Below are 16,341 nucleotides of genomic sequence, written 5' to 3' on the forward strand. Positions count from 1 at the left end.
GAACTGCCAGTTCGAATTAAATATAGAGGAAAAATCGTTGCGGAATAATTCTAAGCTTCGAAAAGCCGTATTTCCTGTCGCCGGTCTCGGCACCCGTTTCCTGCCGGCAACGAAGGCGGTGCCAAAGGAAATGCTGACAGTCGTCGACAAGCCGGTCATCCAGTATGTGGTTGACGAAGCCATCGAGGCTGGCATCGAGCATTTCGTCTTTGTCACAGGCCGCAGCAAGGCGGTGATTGAAGACTACTTTGACATACACTTCGAGCTAGAACATACTCTAAAGGCTCGCAACAAGGCTGCCGAACTCACGCTACTTGCAGAATTGCAGCCGCCGGCCGGACAGACCAGCTTCACGCGCCAACAAGAGCCGCTGGGTCTCGGTCATGCCGTATGGTGTGCTCGCGATATCGTCGGGCACGAACCCTTCGCCCTTCTTCTTCCCGACATGATCATGCGCGGAGAAAAAGCCTGTCTCAAGGGAATGGTGGAACTTTACCAAAAGACCGGTGGTAACATCGTGGCTGTCGAGGAGTGTGCGCCCGAACAGGCTCACAAGTATGGCATCGTCGGCGTGGGCGAGACGCTCGAAGGTGGCTTCAAGATCACCCAGATGGTCGAGAAGCCGGCCAAGGGGACGGCACCTTCCAACTTCTTCATCAACGGTCGATACATTCTGCAGCCTGAGATCTTCGAGATCCTGTCGACCCAGGAGCGCGGTGCTGGCAATGAGATCCAGCTGACCGATGGCATGCTGAAGCTTGCTCAGAGCCAAGACTTCGCGGGCTACCACTTTAGGGGCGAGACCTTCGACTGCGGAGCAAAGGACGGCTTCATTTTGGCCAATGTTGCCTTCGCCATCGAGCGTGCCGATATTCGTCCGACCGTTGAGCATCAGCTGAAGGCCCTGATCGCGGCTTTGAAATAACCGTCCAGGAATGCTGGCGCGCGTCTCGGTAAATTCGATCGAGGGCGCGCCAAATTTCTTCTACTGAGCCTTAACGACATTCAAGTCGCGAATTAAAAATAGCACTAGCCGCTCAGCTTAGTATGCTCCTGGCCTTCACCGGGTTGTTCAGGCACTTTCTTCTCCCATGTTAATAGTTCCGTCGACGCGGCCAACCCGGAGTCGGCGAGCGGGAGGAGTATCGAACCGCGGCATTTCTCTTTGGCTGCCTGATGGTCGTTCTGGGTCGATGATGCGCCATTCCCGTTCGAGCCGTTCAAGAACATTCATTGGGATGAGTTCCTTCATTCAGTTTTTCTTTCAGTTGCTGCCGGTACTGAACATGATGGGCGAGAGCTTAAATATATGATGCAGCTTAAAGTATAATAGGATGCTGCTCTGTTGCATATGTCAAACGTCACTCAGCGAACTTCTGCCTTTGATATTCTCATCGGCTATCATGAAACTCTTTATTGGGGTCGGTGAAGCTAAAATCCAAGCCGGCTGACACGTGACAGCTCTCAGGTGACCAACCTCAATGTGTCTTTTGAAAATTGCAGTTGATCCGCAAGAGCTGTCGCTTCGGGCGCAGTGATTGCCGCCGTATCAAATCTACCAGATAGACATTTGTGAGCAGTGATCCACAGGCGCCAGCGGACACTGTGCAGACCGGAAGGCGCAGTTGTCTTGAGCTCCAACTGCGTTTTGCTTGTGGTTCATTCGGCTGTTCGGGAGAACGCTCACCCTTCCCGACGCTGCTCGTCTAGGACACGTTGTTCGCCATAAATTAAACGGGTTCAATTTGAAACATATTAAGTAGGCATTTGCCGTAGTTTTGTTCAGACCAATTTTGGGTAAGTCTCTAGTTCGTTGCTGCAGCGCAACACGAAATGTAAATCAAGAACAGCAGAGTTAACCATCGGTTAAGAATGAGGTCGACGGGGGCATTAGACTGAAGTATGTGAATCGCGATTGTGGTGTGGTGCCGTTGGGCGCCAGCGTGTGTCGAACAAGTCATATAGAGATTTTGCTATGGTAGAATTTGGTGCCGTCAACAACGCAAGCAGTTACCCATCTGCCCACAGTTGGGCGCGCATTCGCCGTCAGCGCCCATTTGACTTCGTGTTGAAGCGGACGCTCGACATCGCGGTCTCTCTCTCGATGCTGTTGTTCCTGGCTCCGGTGCTCATTCTCATCGCTGTCTTGATCAGGCTAGAAAGCCCAGGTTCACCATTCTTTTCGCAGCTCCGATATGGTCAGCACGGGAAAAAAATAAGGATCTACAAGTTCCGCTCTATGCGTTCGGACTTGTGTGATCCGTCCGGTGTGGCCCAGACAGTGGAAAACGACCCGAGAGTGACGCGCTTTGGTGCTTTCTTGCGGAAGTCAAACCTCGACGAGCTTCCGCAGCTTTGGAATGTCCTGATCGGAGACATGTCCCTTGTCGGGCCACGTTGCCACGCCATCGGAATGCTGGCGGGTGGAGTTCTGTATGAGCATCTTGTGCCGGGCTATCACAAGCGTCACGTCATGCGCCCAGGCCTGACGGGATTAGCTCAGATGCGCGGTCTCAGAGGCCCCACGGATAAGCCATCCAAGGCGCGTGCCCGCATCAATGCGGATCTCCACTACATTGAAAACTATTCGTTCATGCTGGACGTGAAGATCCTAATCGGTACCGTCTGGTCAGAGTTGAACGGTGGCAAGGGCTTCTGAGGCGCACTTAGAACAGGGGTACTGTCTGGATGTCAGGTCAGCCATACCCCGCATTCACTCACCGACATGGACTACATGTCGTTGGTATCCTTGGCTCTCCAGGCAAATCCCGTCTTTAGGACGGTCAATTTGGCCGGAGCCATCGTTTTAGCGATCAGAACAATGGCGCTGGTTAGCTCTTAGTGACCCTTCAGATGGCGGCACCATGTTGGTCGGCCAGCTTGTTATCGACTACAGCGTCATCCATAAACGCGGATTGTCAGAGGATTGGATCTTCAGCCAGGTCAGATCTGTTCTTTTCCAGTTTTTGACCACGTCTGAACGGTTATCCAGGACAAGATCTCCCTTGGATGTCCTGGCGACCAGGACCGCATGCCCCTCACCAGCCACGGTGCGCGTGACTGCAATCCGCAGGGAACGCGGTGACCAACCCATGCGGATCAACTCTTTTCGTTTGGCGAGCGCGATATCCTCGCAGTCTCCGGAAGCAGTCGCCACCTTCCAGCCGTCGCCGAAGTCAGAATTCGTATCATCGTTGATCTGCTTGATACGCCTGTTGATCTCTCGGTTCACTGCAAGCAGGTCTGTTTCCATATCTTCCGTAGCCGTGTCCGCAGCCCCTGCCTGAGCAACCGCGCAGTCCTGCGGGTTTTTCATGCAGAACCGAACATGTGCGAACGGCGCCAGTGTTGGGGTCTTCTCTTTTATATAATTGACCGAGAGGCCAGGTGCTATGCCGCGCGCCATTTCGCCAGGTCCTGCCGCATGACCGAGTGTGGGCGCAAGACCGAATGTTGCAATGATGGTGAGGGCTCGAAAAGGCAGCTTCAGCATGTCGGTGTCGCTTTCTTATTCTTGTTCTTGTCTTTTCGCGTTGCGAGGGCATTGCGGTCGATCGAGCGGTTTGAGCCGCCTTCTGTCCGGCAAGATACCGCGCATGTTTTGCAGGCTGCTTAAATGGTTGTATTCAATTTTACATATCGCCGTTTTGGACACTGGAGCCTTTGCAGGAATGGCAAAGCCTGACGCATGTATTCGCCGACCCCAATCTCGTGGTTGGCCCCCGACTGACTGCGATCCACAGGCGTGAGCGCTCTCGGCAGACCAGACCGTTAGCTGCGAGGCATTGATTTCCACCGATCACGCTGGCCGATTGTGTCGGCCGGCCAGCCTTAGAACCGGGGGCAGTCTTCGATGCCTTGATTGCCGATTTGAGGCGCTCGTCCAATCTGGCCATGGGCGCGACCTGTGCTCAGGTTGTCGGTCGAGCATACGAAATCGCAGTGTGCGGCATGATGATGCGCCCATTCGGGAGGCGATGAAGAAGGTGGCATCCGAGCGGCGGCTCTTTGGTAACCGTCTCAGCTACGTCAGCTAGACCGGCAGCGGAGCGCTATGAACTTGAAGAAACTACGGCGTCTTTATCGGTAGGTGAAGCTGACAATGTGCAAGCGTGGCGGTCGAAAGGGGGCCTTGGGCACGAGACTTCATCTGGCTCTGCCCTCACGTCCCAATGAGCGCTGGAGCTTGGACTTTACCAGCGGTGACTTCAGCGACGGCTGCCGGTTCCGTATTCTGGCGGTGGTCGACGACTTCACCCGTGAATGCCTTTGCCTGGTCGCAGACGGCATTGCTCTGGGACCAAATCTTGGACTGCCGCGGGCGATGCATTCCCGCGTGAACTCATCGATCACGTTAAGTTTGCGGATTTTCCTGCCATTGTGCATCCGATCCTCAACAAAATCATAAGACCAGACATGGTTGGGGTATTCCGGTCGTAGTTCGGATGCACGAACTGTCGTTCAACCACAGCCGACCGCGCTTGGGTTGCTTGTGCGGCACTTTCAGCACCTGCCGTCGCCAGATGCGCTCGACCCGTTTGACATTTACGATCCAGCCAGCCTGATGCAGCATCGCAGTGATGCGGCGATAGCCATAACGGCCATGCTGGAGAGCGAGCGTCGTGACGTCTGCGGTCAACGCCGCTTCGTCATCCGGGGCCTTGGCGATCTTGCGCTGTGTGGAACGATGCTGACCGAGAACCCGGCATGCCCGTCTCTCGGACACTTTCAGTTTTTCGATGACATGATCCACGCGAGCGCGACTACGGGCGGGGCTCAGAAGTTTCACTTGGCGGCCTCTGTTAAAATCATCTTGTCCAAGGTGAGGTCGGAAACGGCGCGCCGGAGCCGAGCATTCTCCGCTTCCAGCTCCTTCCGGCGCTTCACTTGATCACCCTTCAAGCCGTCGTATTCGGAACGCCACCGGTAGTATGTAACTTCCGTCACGCCTATCAACCGAATCGCTTCCGCCATCGATTTTCCCTGCGCATTCAGCACGTCAACCTGACGAAGCTTCGTGACGATCTCTTCTGCCTTGTGTCTTTTTGCTGCCATTTCAATGTCCTTCTGAGGCTCATAAGCCATACTTCATGAAGGATCACTTTTCATGGGGCAGACCATTAGGCCGTGTTCGAATATTCGAAATATTCTACACCCCGAAACGCAAACATGTTAGACGCCGAATGCTGTCGCCCGTCGAGTTCGAGAAGCGGGAGAAAATCTAACCCGAGAGGTGTCTACGAAACTCTGTTTCAAGTTGGCGTTCGCAACCTTCCATTAAGCAAATTGGGAGCCTGCTAGATTGGATCCGCCTTGCAATGATGCACATGTCGTGCATCATGTAGTCGTAAAAACGTTTTTTTCTAAACTGGGTTTCTCCGTCATTGACAGAATATAGGCGTGATATTGATGGCCTTCGCGCGCTGGCCGTCCTACCCGTTGTGCTTTTTCACTTTGGTGCTACCTTCATCCCGGGTGGTTTCACTGGAGTTGACATATTCTTCGTAATCTCTGGCTATCTCATCAGCGGCACTCTGGTCGCCGATCTGGAGCGCGGCCGTTTCAGTATTATTGACTTCTACTGGCGCCGGTTCAGGCGGATCATGCCGGCGTTGACGGTCGTCCTAGTCGTATCGACTCTGGCCGCTTTCCTCATATTGCTGCCGCCTGACTTCGCCGAATACTGCGCCAGCCTGGTCGCCAGCGCGACATTCTGGTCCAATATTTACTTCTGGAAGACCACGAATTACTTCGCCACAGAAGGCGCACTGCGCCCTCTTTTGCACACTTGGTCGCTTTCGGTGGAAGAGCAGTACTATATATTTGCGCCTTTTCTTGTGTGGATGATCCATCGCTGGCTTGGTGGGCGTTGGATGCTAGCGTTGGCACCGATCATCATTGGAAGCTTCGCGATTTCGGTCTTGGCAACCTCTGCAGCGCCGACGGCGGGCTTCTATCTACTTCCTACACGTGTTTGGGAGCTAATGCTTGGAGCGCTGGTGAGGTTACATCGGTTCCCGGCACCGCGTAGCCGCGCCGCGGCGGAGAGTGTTGGTCTTGCCGGACTAGGGCTGTGTGCGTATGGCTTTTTCTGCCTATCCGAGACGGACGCTTTTCCGGGTTTGAACGCTCTCTACCCCTGTGTGGGCGCTGTTTTGCTGATCCAGGCAGGTCGTGGAGCGGCCGATGGCGGTCACATGTCTATCGTAACGCGTTTCCTTGTCCTTAAGCCGATGGTGTGGATCGGCCTCATTTCGTATTCGCTTTATCTTGTCCATTGGCCGATAAGTGCATTCGCGCACTACCTCAGCATGGACGAAGTAAGCGCCGCTCTTTCAGTAACAATGGTCGTCGCTAGCTTCGCGCTAGCAACGATGTCCTGGCGTTTTGTAGAGCAGCCATTTCGCCGTAACGAGCGATTGGGAAGGCCGAAATTAGTCTTCGCCCTATCCGGAGCAACCATCTCGGTGCTGGTTGCGATTGGATTGATTGGGACCATGCTGAATGGTGTTCCTAGCCGCTTTCCGAACTATCGTCCCGAGTCAATTGAGGTGGGGAATTGGAACTGGGGCACCTGCTTCAACCTAGGGGGTGACCCGCTGGAAAACTGGAACGCGGAAACTTGCCAGTTAACTAAAACGCACCGTACGAGAGTCTTACTATGGGGCGACTCTTTTGCGGCCCACTATGTGCCGGGACTTACTGCCGGAGGCGTTGATTCGATCGGCGCTGACGTGGTTCAGTACACTTATGCCGGCTGCCCGCCCGACCTCAGCTATTTCTCATATGCTCGGCGGTCTTGCTCTGACTTTAACCACAACGCACTGAGGTTCATAAAAGAGCTGGACATTGAAGCCGTGGTGTTGTCCGCCCGCTGGGTTGATTATGAAAATCGCGGATTTGAAGGGTTGCAGCAGACAGTAGATCGAATCCGTGCTCTCGGCGTTGCGGTTACGGTAATCGGCCAGTCACCGCAATTTGTAACCGACATTCGAAAGCTCGACTACTATATCCGTCAACGGGGAAGCTCTGATCAGGCCTGGAAGTTCGCTATGGATCCGCAGATAAACATGGAGCTGAAAAAGTACACGTTAGGCGCGGATTTCATCGACCCTCTCACCCGCCTGTGCGTAGGCGATATCTGCGCCTATGCAGGCCCGGAGGGCTACTACTTCTCGGACTACGGGCACCTTTCGCCCGCGGGCGCTAGAAGAGCGATCGAGCTCTACTGGCCACGCTTCGGCGCACAAGCCAAAGCGCAGGTATCTGGTGGCTAGAATTTTTGGCAAGTGTCGCGTTGTTTAGTCACGGAGCTACAGTCCTGTTTAATCCGGTCCATATCCAGCAGCATGCAAGCAGCTTTAGCAACATCTTAGCGTGAAAAGAAACTTTGATTTCTGATGATAGCGGACCCGGCAGGGTGACCTTGCCCCCAAGTTTTATCCAGTTCTGAGTTCGCTCCGGCTAATTTGGCTTGCTGCATTTGGGGCGGTAGAGGCGTGCTGCGGTGTGACCCTTACCTGTTGCACAGCACCGCATCATTTTGCGGGTTGAAGGTCTGAGCGAACTCGGCCGGTGTGAGCCAACCGAGGCCGGAATGTGGTCGATCATCGTTTTAGTCGCTACGCCAGCTTGAGAGCGTCGATCGGGCTTGGTTCTAGGACGAGAACGATCATCTTCGGCTTGCCACGCCTCTCGATGATCCGCTCCAACTTACGGGCAACGCGCAGGCCAGGAGGCAATGTAAGGCGACGAGGGCCAGGCATTCTCTGGTGCAATCATTAAAGATCGTCAGTACCCGGAGCCTTTGGCCATCGGTGAGTTGATCCGACACGAACTTCAGCGAACAATGGTCATTGGCTACTATCGGGACCAGCATCGGTGCTGGTGTACCGATCGCTCGTTTCCGGCCGCTAAGTTTGCACAGGGTCAGCTTCTGCCGATAAAGCCGGAAGAGCTTCTTGTGGTTGATGAGGTGCCCCGCGCGCTTGTGAAGCACATAAAGGCACCGATACCGAAGCGACGACGCTCATGCGCCAGCGCCCTCATCCGCTCGCGAAGGTCATGGTCATCGCTGCGCCTGGTTTCGTAACGAACCGTCAATTGGCAAAAAGTCGCTGGCTTTACACGCCCGACGTTCGCTCATCTGGTGATGATCCATCAGATACACGACAGCTTTCCGCCTTGCTGTGGACATCACCATCTCTTTCCCAACAGGTCATTCAGAGCTGCGTTGTCGAGCATCGCACCTGCCAGGAGCCGCTTCAGCTTCGTGTTCACGTCCCCAGCCTCTAAAGCCGTTTGGCCTCCGACACGTCTATGCCGCCGAACTTCGTTTTCCATTTATAGATGCTGGCATCGATGACACCGTGCCTACGGCAAAGCTCCATGACCGGTGTGCCTGTCTCATGCTCCCTCGATATACCGATAATCTGTTCGTCAATGAAACGCTTGCGCTTCAATCTCTGGTCCTCCCAACAGGCCAGAGCTTACTTCAAAATGGATTAGTACGGCGGGCAGAAGGTCATACTTCCCGGTGGTCCAAGTTTTCGTTCGCACCTCCTAGCGGGCCGCGCCACGTCAGCTCTCTGTGGAAATCAACACTGTGACCATCAACAGAGACGCTGACGGTCCCGTGCGATTACACCGGCTTCGCAATTCTGAGCAGAGTGCGGAGACGTTTTGTGATAGGCATCCGGAGATGGCGTAATGCACGCGGATTGCGCAGGGCCACTTGAAGAGATGCGATGAGCGATTTCTGCTTAATGTTCTCGACAAGGATGAGAAAGGCGCGCGCCTCTTCTAGACTGCGGCTCCGACGCTGCTGCGCAACGGCCGCAGCTGAATCAAGATTGTAGAAGGTTAAGAAGCGTTGGTCAGCGGCAACCATGGCATCCACGTGCTCAAGCTTCAGAACTCTCGATATTGAGCCTTCCCGGACGTTGTAGATATATCCGGGTTCGGGTTCGACTGCACATATCCCACCACTGGCAAGGGCAGAGGCCAGCAGGAGATAGTCTTCGCCGATCCTTAATCCTTCATCAAACTTTAAATCGTGATCCTGAAGGAAGTCTCGCGAAAACATCGGCTTGAGGTAACCGAAGTTGAACGTGGATCTGAACAGAACGTTGGAATCGATGAATTCCACCAGACTGAGTGTCGGCCGCTGCTCGAGGACTTGGCGTGAGAACATTGTCACGGGCTTAGACCCGGCTTCAGAGACCTTGAGGTTGTCAACAACGATTTGCGCTCGCAACCGTAAGGCTTGGGCGATCATGTTCGCTGAGCGATTCGGGAGGATTTCATCGTCTGAATCAAGGACGGCTACCCATCGGCCACGCGCCTGTTCGATGCCTCGATTGCGTGCAGCACCAGGGCCACGGTTCTCCGCCAGCCTGATCAGCCGAACACGTGGATCGATGACCTGTTGCACAACCTTGGCGGTGTCATCGGTGGAGAAATCATCCACAACGATGACCTCCACAGAGACATCAGTCTGGGACAAGGCGCTTGCCAGCGTCCTTGAGATGGTCTCCCGCGTATTGTAGGCCGCAACCACGAATGTGACATCGATGATATCGTCCACGCTCACGTTGCCTCCACAGAGCCGTATAGCCGCAATTCACGCATTCCTAAAAGGCCACCAATTGCCCCGAAATGCAGTGCAGCTCGCAGGAGAAACCCGGTTCGGCCGGGTGCTGAGAAGACGTTCGCGGCGCATGCTGTCAGGCAAAAAACCGCCTTTAGTCCGGCAAGACCCAACTCCTTGATAAGCCGAAGCGATGAAGAGCGCGCGCGTAGCAACCGCCCATGGGTCTGTCCCGATCTGAACCGTCTATTGATGAGCCAGGACAGACTTGCTCGTTTTGCAGGCACAGGCTCCTCGAGCTTCGCCTGCGGTGCGAAGGCTATATAGCCGCCGTCGGCTGTCACATTTGCAAAGAAAGCAGTGTCCTCGCCACCGCTTTGGCCAAGCGCCAGATCGAACCTCCGATGTTTGATGAAGCGGGAGTTCATGTCGAGAAGGACATTACAGGTATAGCCGGTTTTTATCTGCCCATTAACCCATACTGGCTGCGTGGAGTGAAAATCTCCCTCCTTCATCCAGGTCGGCGCATTTGTGGCGTAGATTGCCTTGACTGGACCGAGCACGACATCGGCCTTTGTCTTGATCGCAGTTTCGAGAAGACTGGCTATCCAGGTTGGACCGGCTGTTTCATCGTCATCGATAAATGCTAGATAGTCTCCACTGCTTTCATCGAGGCAGGCATTCCGAGCCAGGGATATATTCGACATAGGGCAATGAACGTAGGAGACTTCAAATGGGGATCCGCTACGCAAGCTGTCAACCAGCGCCTCGGCGCTCGGAAGCTCATCATTGTCGGCAACAATCAATCGAAGTTTTATGTTTGACGATAACTCCTGGGCGAACAAGGACTGAAGCGCATTTGCAAGTTCCGAGCGGCGAAACGTACAGATCCCCACGTCAACTTGTACCGTCATTGGCTGTTCCCCGATCTTCATGTCCACACTTTCCGCGCTCTCTTCCACAACCGTACTTCCTTCTATAAAGCATGGATTAGGGGGTCATTCGGAAGTGATTTTTGCCGCATTTGCGAGTGTTCGAACTAAGGCTCTGCAGCCCGTCTCGTTGATGGACCAACTCGTGTCGTCCGTTTTTGCGAGAGCACCTGACATTGCCTGGTAATCTGAGAGTTGCAGGCTTGCAAAACACGACATGAGCGTTTCAGGCTCAGCATCATCGAGCAGCAAGCCCAGGCCCATGGTTTGGAGATGCTGCCCCGTTTGAGTACTTTTGAGTGCGATGGGAATTGCACCATGAAGTGCGCCTTCATAAAGCCGATTCGGAAGTAGCCACTCCGAGTTCAATCCCTCTTCGAAGAAATCAATGGCCCAAACAAACTGCACTTGGTGATAGATGTCCGCAAGATCCTCGGGATTGCGATAGGCTCCGTGGAAAGAGATGTATGGGTGCGACGCGATCTGCTGTTCGAAATCCGGAAATTCTCTAGGTGAAACGCGACCGCGAATGACAATCTCGACCTGGCCCTTCATGGAGATTGCGAAATTTGACAGCAGATCAAGGCTTTTGCGACAGCGGATCGCCCCGAACCATCCGATGCGCCATGGTTGGCCAGGGCCCGGTGGACGAGCGTCACGAGTGCTTCCACTTGTTCCCCCGAGATCCAGCACCTTGTTTTCAACAAGCAAGAACGGCAAATTGAGTTTTGAAATAGGTTTGAAGTAGTGAGTAACGAAGGCGGGTGAACTGGTCATGAGCAATACAGCAGCCTTGCCGAAATGCGCTTCCGTGGCTCGTAAGAGCCGGCCCTTTATCCCGCGATCTAGCAGCAGCCGGTGGATGTCAAGGCATTCGTAGACGATCGGAACCCCGCCGAAACAGCGCGATACTGCTTTGGAAAGCACTAGCATCTCGAGATTGCGGGCTATGATCAGATCGGGCTTTGGAAGGCCTTCCAACAAGCGTCTCAGCCTGATCCACGCAATGAGGACGGCCCTGATTCTCTGGCCGAGACGGCCGTCAGCCGTTTTGCCGAGAAGCACGAGAGACAAATCTGCGTCGCTCTTGAGCAGGTTGTCGTCACGCAAAAAGCCTGCCACGGATAGTCTCGCGCCCCCGGCTTTCAGCATTAGAACTCGGCGTCGAATGGCGGGGTCAGACACATCATGCGCTAGATAAAGTACATTTGGACTCATGATATCTTTTAGCTCATATGTGGCCGCCACAGATATCTGCGCTCATATCCTGCAAGGAACATTCAATCAAGCTTCACGCTTTATTCGCAGTAGATGGCGAATGAAGAGTTTATTCTTGTTCCCTTGAGTGGCCGCGGCAACCAGTGAAATCAATTTTCGGTATTCAAAGGGAATTATCGACTGGCATCAGCAGACGGGATCCAGCAGTAGAGGACGAGTCTCGAGCGAGGATGAACTTCATCTTGTCCCGCAAAATGGCGGCCGTAACGTCTCTGAAGCGTCGTGGTGATTCAGACAGGAAACTTGCGGCTGCAAGAAGTCCGCGGGACCGCTTCAAATCCAGAAACCACCGATGCTCGTAGCGCGATCTGATGTGACCTGCATGATCCGACAGCACAGATCTCAGGTCTTCGCTCAGATCTGGCTTGGTCAGGACCTTCATGTCGGCTAGATAAAGGTTCTTCAGATCTTCCGTGGCATGCTGGCTGCTCAGGGAGTTACGCCTGACCACGGCGCAGTAACCGCAGGATTTCATGAGTTTGAATTTTGCACCGGCGACGAGGCATCGGAGATAAAGATCATAATCTTCACCAAGCCTCATGGTTTCATTGTATCTCAGATCGTGTAGGTCCAGGAATGCCCGCGAGACGACGGGCTTCAGGAAGCCGAGTTGTCCACGTGCGAATTGCTTGTTCGGTAAATTCCCCGCAACAAACGCTGGCGCGTTCAGAGAAATTGGTTCCTGCCGCATATCCGTCGGATCTTTGAACTCTTTGCATTGAGTGACATCCGTAACGAATAGAATGTTGTCCGCGAGCAAATCCCAATCGCTGACTTCAAGCATCGATTTGAAGCGTCCGGGAATGAAAAAGTCGTCAGCGTCAAGAATGGAAATCAGTGGCGCCGTCGAGGCCGCAATCGCCTTGTTCCTGCCGATTGAAGGCCCGAGATTAACCTCGCTCCTGATCACCTTGAGCCTTTTCGACCCATCATCGGCAAGCAGCGCTTCGGCCGAGGTATCGTCGCTTGAGGCGTCATCAAAGACGACCACTTCGAGAACCTCCGGTTCTGCTAGGGCCGAAGCAATGGCTCTTTGGATCGTATCGCGAGCATTGTAGGCCGCAATCACCACACAGACCCGAGCGAGTTCCATCGATTGCCTTTCCCCGAGGAATACTGTTGTCGCCAGCTTACATCAGTTTCTGGCAACCGGTGCGATATAGATCCGTTTCCACAATTTTTATGCGTCCTCGCATTGATGATCGTGAGCAGGCTTATCACTGGTGGCTTTGTTCAGCCTATATCTTTGAGTGTATTACGCTGAAGTCATTCCCTGAAATCCGGACGGCGGAAAGAACGCCCGTTGCAAAGGCGCCGGTATCAACATTGATTCGGTTCGGCTGAATGCTGACATCCTCGACCGGCGTATGTCCGTGAACAACAGTGAATTCGGCGCCCTGGTTGGGCCATTTGAAATCCTCAGGGCGTGCCCACATGATCGTTGTCTCCTTCTGCTGTTCGAAGCTGCGCTTGGGATCCACGAAGCCGTGAACAAACCAGTAGTTTCGCAGCCTGATGGCGGATGGAAGGCTCCTGAGAAACTCAATATGAGAGAGCGGCACGGCCTCTGCCGCTTCCAGCGCCAGCTGTCTGGCCGTTTTGTTCGCTGTTCTGATACCATAGGATTTAAGAGTTTCAATTCCCCCATAAGTGAGCCATTTTTCACTATCACCGGTCGTATCGATGAAGGAGAGAAACATCTCCTCGTGGTTTCCGCACAAATTCAGGAGCGTTATTCCGGTGTCGACCTGAGATTCCAAGCGCCTGCAGAAGTACTCGATAACATGCGCCGAGTGCGGGCCCCTGTCGATGTAGTCGCCCAGGTATATGATTGCCTTCCGCCCAGGGAGAGTTTTTGCCTCCGACAATATCATGTTGTCCAAAATCATCAGGTTCTTGAGGCATCCATGGATGTCCCCGACGGCATATATGATGCTTGGAATATTTGTGATCGACAGCCGCCGCCGTGAGGGTGGCGACTGCGACGTCGTGCCGCCTATGATCTTTTTGAAGATGGAACGTAACAAAACCTGTCCTGGCGTGTCCAAAGTGATCCGGCTTCCTAGGCTTCCAGTGCATTCGTCCCTCTCGGTGGTCGCGAAGCTTGCCGGGAGGTCAATCTAATCGATCGGTACGGTTCTTGTCGATCATCCGAGAGTGCGCTGCAAAATGCTAACTCGAAACGACTCTTGCATGACGGCGGATCAGGAGAGCAGTTGTGTCGACCGTGTCATGTCATTATCTGCCCCGTATTTCAATCAACCTGCAATTAAGGAGTGGTCCGCCGATCAAGACGAGAATAGGCCGATTGTGTCAGGTGGTTGACGTGCGCGGGTCTGATATGACGTGTATTGAAGACGCCTGTATCTCAGACTTGTTGGAATCGATCAAAAATTTCGTTTAGTGCTACAGGTTAGATCATACTAGAAGGGTTGAAGCGCAGAAAATGCCTAGCATCATTCTCGATGACTGGATGAGGGACTTTGCATGAGGATCGGGATTGTTCGCTCCCTGGCGCTCCTCGCAATGATTGCCCTGTCACTGGTGCCCGCCTTTGCCACATTTGCCGCGCTGATTTTTCTGTTGGCTGGCACCGCTGTTGTTGCCCTGACTCTCAACCGTAGTCTGGCGGCCATGAGCTCGACTGCGATCACACTGATCCCGGTCTACTGCTTCGCATCCGTTTTGTGGTCGGATTATCCGACTATAAGTGCCCGGCTTGGTATTTTTCTGGCGCTAACCATCGCAATTGCCATCTCCGTCGGATCGCATCTGAGTATCCAGACAATTGCGCGGTTTACGTTTTGGTCGCACCTAGTGCCAGTTGTGCTCAGCTTTGCGATTGGGAACATCCCGTCCAGTGCCCCGTGGTCCGGGATCTTCGGAAGCAAAAACCAGTTCGCGATTTACGCGCTTATCGTTCTGATATGTGGCATCTATGTTCTGAGCTACTATAGAAACATATACATGAGAGTGATCGTATATGCCTCAATACTCGGCTCAGTAGCGGTTTTGATCGGAGCCCAATCTGTTGGGACGATAGTGAGCGCCTTTTCCACCTTAGTTGCCTACACGGCTTTCATGCTCCTCAAGAGATATGAAATGTCGACGAGAATCTCGCTGCTTCTGATGGCAATCCTCGCCTTACTGGTTGGCATCGTTCTTAACGAACTTGTCGGCGAGCTGCTTATTCAGCTGATTGTTTCGACCGGCAAGGATCCGACCCTAACGGGAAGGACGGATCTCTGGGAAAAGGCCATCGAGTATATAGGACAGAACCCTGTCTTTGGGCTCGGCTATCGTGCATTCTGGGTGCAGGGCAATCCCGAGGCTGAGGAGCTTTGGCGGATGTTCTACATTGAATCGCGTTCCGGCTTTCATTTTCACAACACCTATCTCTCGAACGCGGTGGAGATCGGGCTCCTTGGCATGGCTTTACAACTCTACGTCCTCTGGTCGATTTCAATCCGTGTCCTCAAGTTGGCGTTTGTGCAGCCGCAACCAATCTTGGCCTGGGCAGCTGCCTTTGTCTTCCTGGTACTAACGAGAAGCCTTGTTGAAGTTGATGTTTTCTCTGAATTCTCTGCCATCACGTTTGTTCTGGTCTGCGTTGCCAGTTCACTTCAAGCATCCGCGCGGCAGCAGCGCACCATCGAACAAAATGAGTTTGTCAGGATCATGGGTCAAGGGGATCGATTGGGTGGTGTGGTCGCCGGTGGCGGCCATGCTGCAGATGTCTCTTCGAGAGCAGGAGTTTAAAGATGAAGCAGCATCAAAAGTTCAAAAGCGTCATCGCTGCCGTGACATTCGTTTCAGTCTTTGTGGCTTGCCAACACGTACGCGCTGGCGGTGGTGTGAGCTTTGTTGAGAACTTCAACAATCTTTCTGAACAAAAGTGGTACGTATCTGACGGTTGGACAAACGGCGCCCATCAGAACTGTTACTGGACGAAGTCGAATGCTCGGATCCGATCGGGCATCCTGCAGTTGCATTTCAATCAAGGATCGGGTCGCTACCAGTGCGCCGAAGTTCAAAGCACGGAGATCTATTCCCATGGAACATTCGAAGTGAGAATGCGTGCGCCAAAGCCTTCTTCTGGCTTCAATGCTGCATTCTTCACATACACGGGCCCTCATATGGGAACGCGGCATGACGAGATTGACGTGGAACTGCTGATGCGTCAGCCGTCGTCAGTCTGGCTTAACGTCCATGTCGACGGCGACGGCGCCAACGGGATAGACATTCAGGATCAACCTTTAAGTGCGCAATTTAATGACTACGCATTCGTTTGGAAACCTGACAAGCTGGAGTGGTTCATCAACGGTAAATCTGTGAGGATCATTGACGATCCGGACAAGATACCGGTGACGCCGCAGAAGATTTTTGCAAGTCTGTGGAGCTCGGATACTTTGACAGACTGGATGGGGGAATTTGTTAGGCCCAGCATCCCCTATTTTCTGGAGATAGATCGTATTTCTTATACGAGGCTCGGAGATAAATGCCAGTTTAGAGGGTCTGTTGCTTGTTCTGCCAACTAGGCCG

General features: G+C 53.6%; 12 protein-coding genes and 2 pseudogenes. 5 read left to right on the forward strand and 9 right to left on the reverse strand.

Annotated features, from left to right (window positions below; all coding sequences use genetic code 11):
- The first annotated feature begins 37 nt into the window (after positions 1-37).
- A complete protein-coding gene (galU, locus tag AC02Y0_RS23180; RefSeq protein ID WP_476384389.1) occupies positions 38-925 on the forward strand; it encodes a UTP--glucose-1-phosphate uridylyltransferase GalU in 888 nt (295 codons plus the stop codon).
- Between the two features lie 147 nt (positions 926-1,072).
- On the opposite strand, the gene AC02Y0_RS23185 is transcribed toward galU, so the two are convergent.
- Complete coding sequence (locus tag AC02Y0_RS23185; RefSeq protein WP_476384220.1) at positions 1,073-1,252, reverse strand: hypothetical protein; 180 nt, start codon at positions 1,250-1,252, stop codon at positions 1,073-1,075.
- 852 nt (positions 1,253-2,104) lie between these two features.
- On the opposite strand from AC02Y0_RS23185, the gene AC02Y0_RS23190 reads away from it, so the two are divergent.
- A complete protein-coding gene (locus AC02Y0_RS23190) occupies positions 2,105-2,659 on the forward strand; it encodes a sugar transferase (protein ID WP_476384390.1) in 555 nt (184 codons plus the stop codon).
- 231 nt (positions 2,660-2,890) lie between these two features.
- Here AC02Y0_RS23190 and AC02Y0_RS23195 read toward each other — a convergent pair whose 3' ends face one another.
- Positions 2,891-3,493 carry a transglutaminase-like cysteine peptidase gene (locus AC02Y0_RS23195; protein ID WP_476384221.1) on the reverse strand — a complete coding sequence of 201 codons (603 nt, stop codon included), beginning with the start codon at positions 3,491-3,493 and terminating at the stop codon, positions 2,891-2,893.
- 827 nt (positions 3,494-4,320) lie between these two features.
- Positions 4,321-5,055, reverse strand: a pseudogene (locus AC02Y0_RS23200) (IS3 family transposase); the annotation flags it as partial.
- A gap of 329 nt (positions 5,056-5,384) precedes the next feature.
- Between AC02Y0_RS23200 and AC02Y0_RS23205 the strand changes: the two are divergent.
- A complete protein-coding gene (locus tag AC02Y0_RS23205) occupies positions 5,385-7,277 on the forward strand; it encodes an acyltransferase family protein (protein WP_476384222.1) in 1,893 nt (630 codons plus the stop codon).
- 162 nt (positions 7,278-7,439) lie between these two features.
- Here the strand turns inward: AC02Y0_RS23205 and AC02Y0_RS23210 are convergent.
- The 6 genes and pseudogenes from AC02Y0_RS23210 to AC02Y0_RS23235 all read right to left on the reverse strand — a co-directional run bounded on the left by AC02Y0_RS23210 (position 7,440) and on the right by AC02Y0_RS23235 (position 13,826).
- Positions 7,440-8,462: pseudogene (locus AC02Y0_RS23210) on the reverse strand (transposase).
- 179 nt (positions 8,463-8,641) lie between these two features.
- On the reverse strand, positions 8,642-9,586 hold the full coding sequence (locus AC02Y0_RS23215) for a glycosyltransferase family 2 protein (protein ID WP_476384223.1): 945 nt from the start codon (positions 9,584-9,586) through the stop codon (positions 8,642-8,644).
- Between the two features lie 2 nt (positions 9,587-9,588).
- Positions 9,589-10,524 carry a glycosyltransferase gene (locus AC02Y0_RS23220; protein WP_476384224.1) on the reverse strand — a complete coding sequence of 312 codons (936 nt, stop codon included), beginning with the start codon at positions 10,522-10,524 and terminating at the stop codon, positions 9,589-9,591.
- 63 nt (positions 10,525-10,587) lie between these two features.
- Positions 10,588-11,643, reverse strand: a complete 1,056-nt coding sequence (locus AC02Y0_RS23225; RefSeq protein ID WP_476384225.1) for a glycosyltransferase family protein — start codon at positions 11,641-11,643, stop codon at positions 10,588-10,590.
- Between the two features lie 259 nt (positions 11,644-11,902).
- On the reverse strand, positions 11,903-12,892 hold the full coding sequence (locus AC02Y0_RS23230) for a glycosyltransferase family 2 protein (protein ID WP_476384226.1): 990 nt from the start codon (positions 12,890-12,892) through the stop codon (positions 11,903-11,905).
- Positions 12,893-13,037: 145 nt separating this feature from the next.
- On the reverse strand, positions 13,038-13,826 hold the full coding sequence (locus AC02Y0_RS23235) for a metallophosphoesterase family protein (protein ID WP_476384227.1): 789 nt from the start codon (positions 13,824-13,826) through the stop codon (positions 13,038-13,040).
- Between the two features lie 460 nt (positions 13,827-14,286).
- Here AC02Y0_RS23235 and AC02Y0_RS23240 point away from each other — a divergent pair, with 460 nt between their 5' ends.
- The gene (locus AC02Y0_RS23240; RefSeq protein ID WP_476384228.1) at positions 14,287-15,558 is read left to right on the forward strand and encodes an O-antigen ligase family protein; all 1,272 of its coding nucleotides are present in this window, start codon (positions 14,287-14,289) and stop codon (positions 15,556-15,558) included.
- Between the two features lie 2 nt (positions 15,559-15,560).
- Positions 15,561-16,337, forward strand: a complete 777-nt coding sequence (locus AC02Y0_RS23245; RefSeq protein WP_476384229.1) for a family 16 glycosylhydrolase — start codon at positions 15,561-15,563, stop codon at positions 16,335-16,337.
- Positions 16,338-16,341 lie beyond the last annotated feature (4 nt).

It is taken from the genome of Allorhizobium sp. nf9_anc (assembly GCF_056323085.1).

Excerpts from the sequence above, each read along its gene's own strand:
- AC02Y0_RS23185 (WP_476384220.1), bottom strand. The coding sequence starts at position 1,252 with ATGAAGGAACTCATCCCAATGAATGTTCTTGAACGGCTCGAACGGGAA.
- AC02Y0_RS23190 (WP_476384390.1), top strand. The coding sequence starts at position 2,105 with ATGCTGTTGTTCCTGGCTCCGGTGCTCATTCTCATCGCTGTCTTGATC.
- AC02Y0_RS23195 (WP_476384221.1), bottom strand. The coding sequence starts at position 3,493 with ATGCTGAAGCTGCCTTTTCGAGCCCTCACCATCATTGCAACATTCGGT.
- AC02Y0_RS23220 (WP_476384224.1), bottom strand. The coding sequence starts at position 10,524 with ATGAAGATCGGGGAACAGCCAATGACGGTACAAGTTGACGTGGGGATC.
- AC02Y0_RS23230 (WP_476384226.1), bottom strand. The coding sequence starts at position 12,892 with ATGGAACTCGCTCGGGTCTGTGTGGTGATTGCGGCCTACAATGCTCGC.
- AC02Y0_RS23240 (WP_476384228.1), top strand. The coding sequence starts at position 14,287 with ATGAGGATCGGGATTGTTCGCTCCCTGGCGCTCCTCGCAATGATTGCC.
- AC02Y0_RS23245 (WP_476384229.1), top strand. The coding sequence starts at position 15,561 with ATGAAGCAGCATCAAAAGTTCAAAAGCGTCATCGCTGCCGTGACATTC.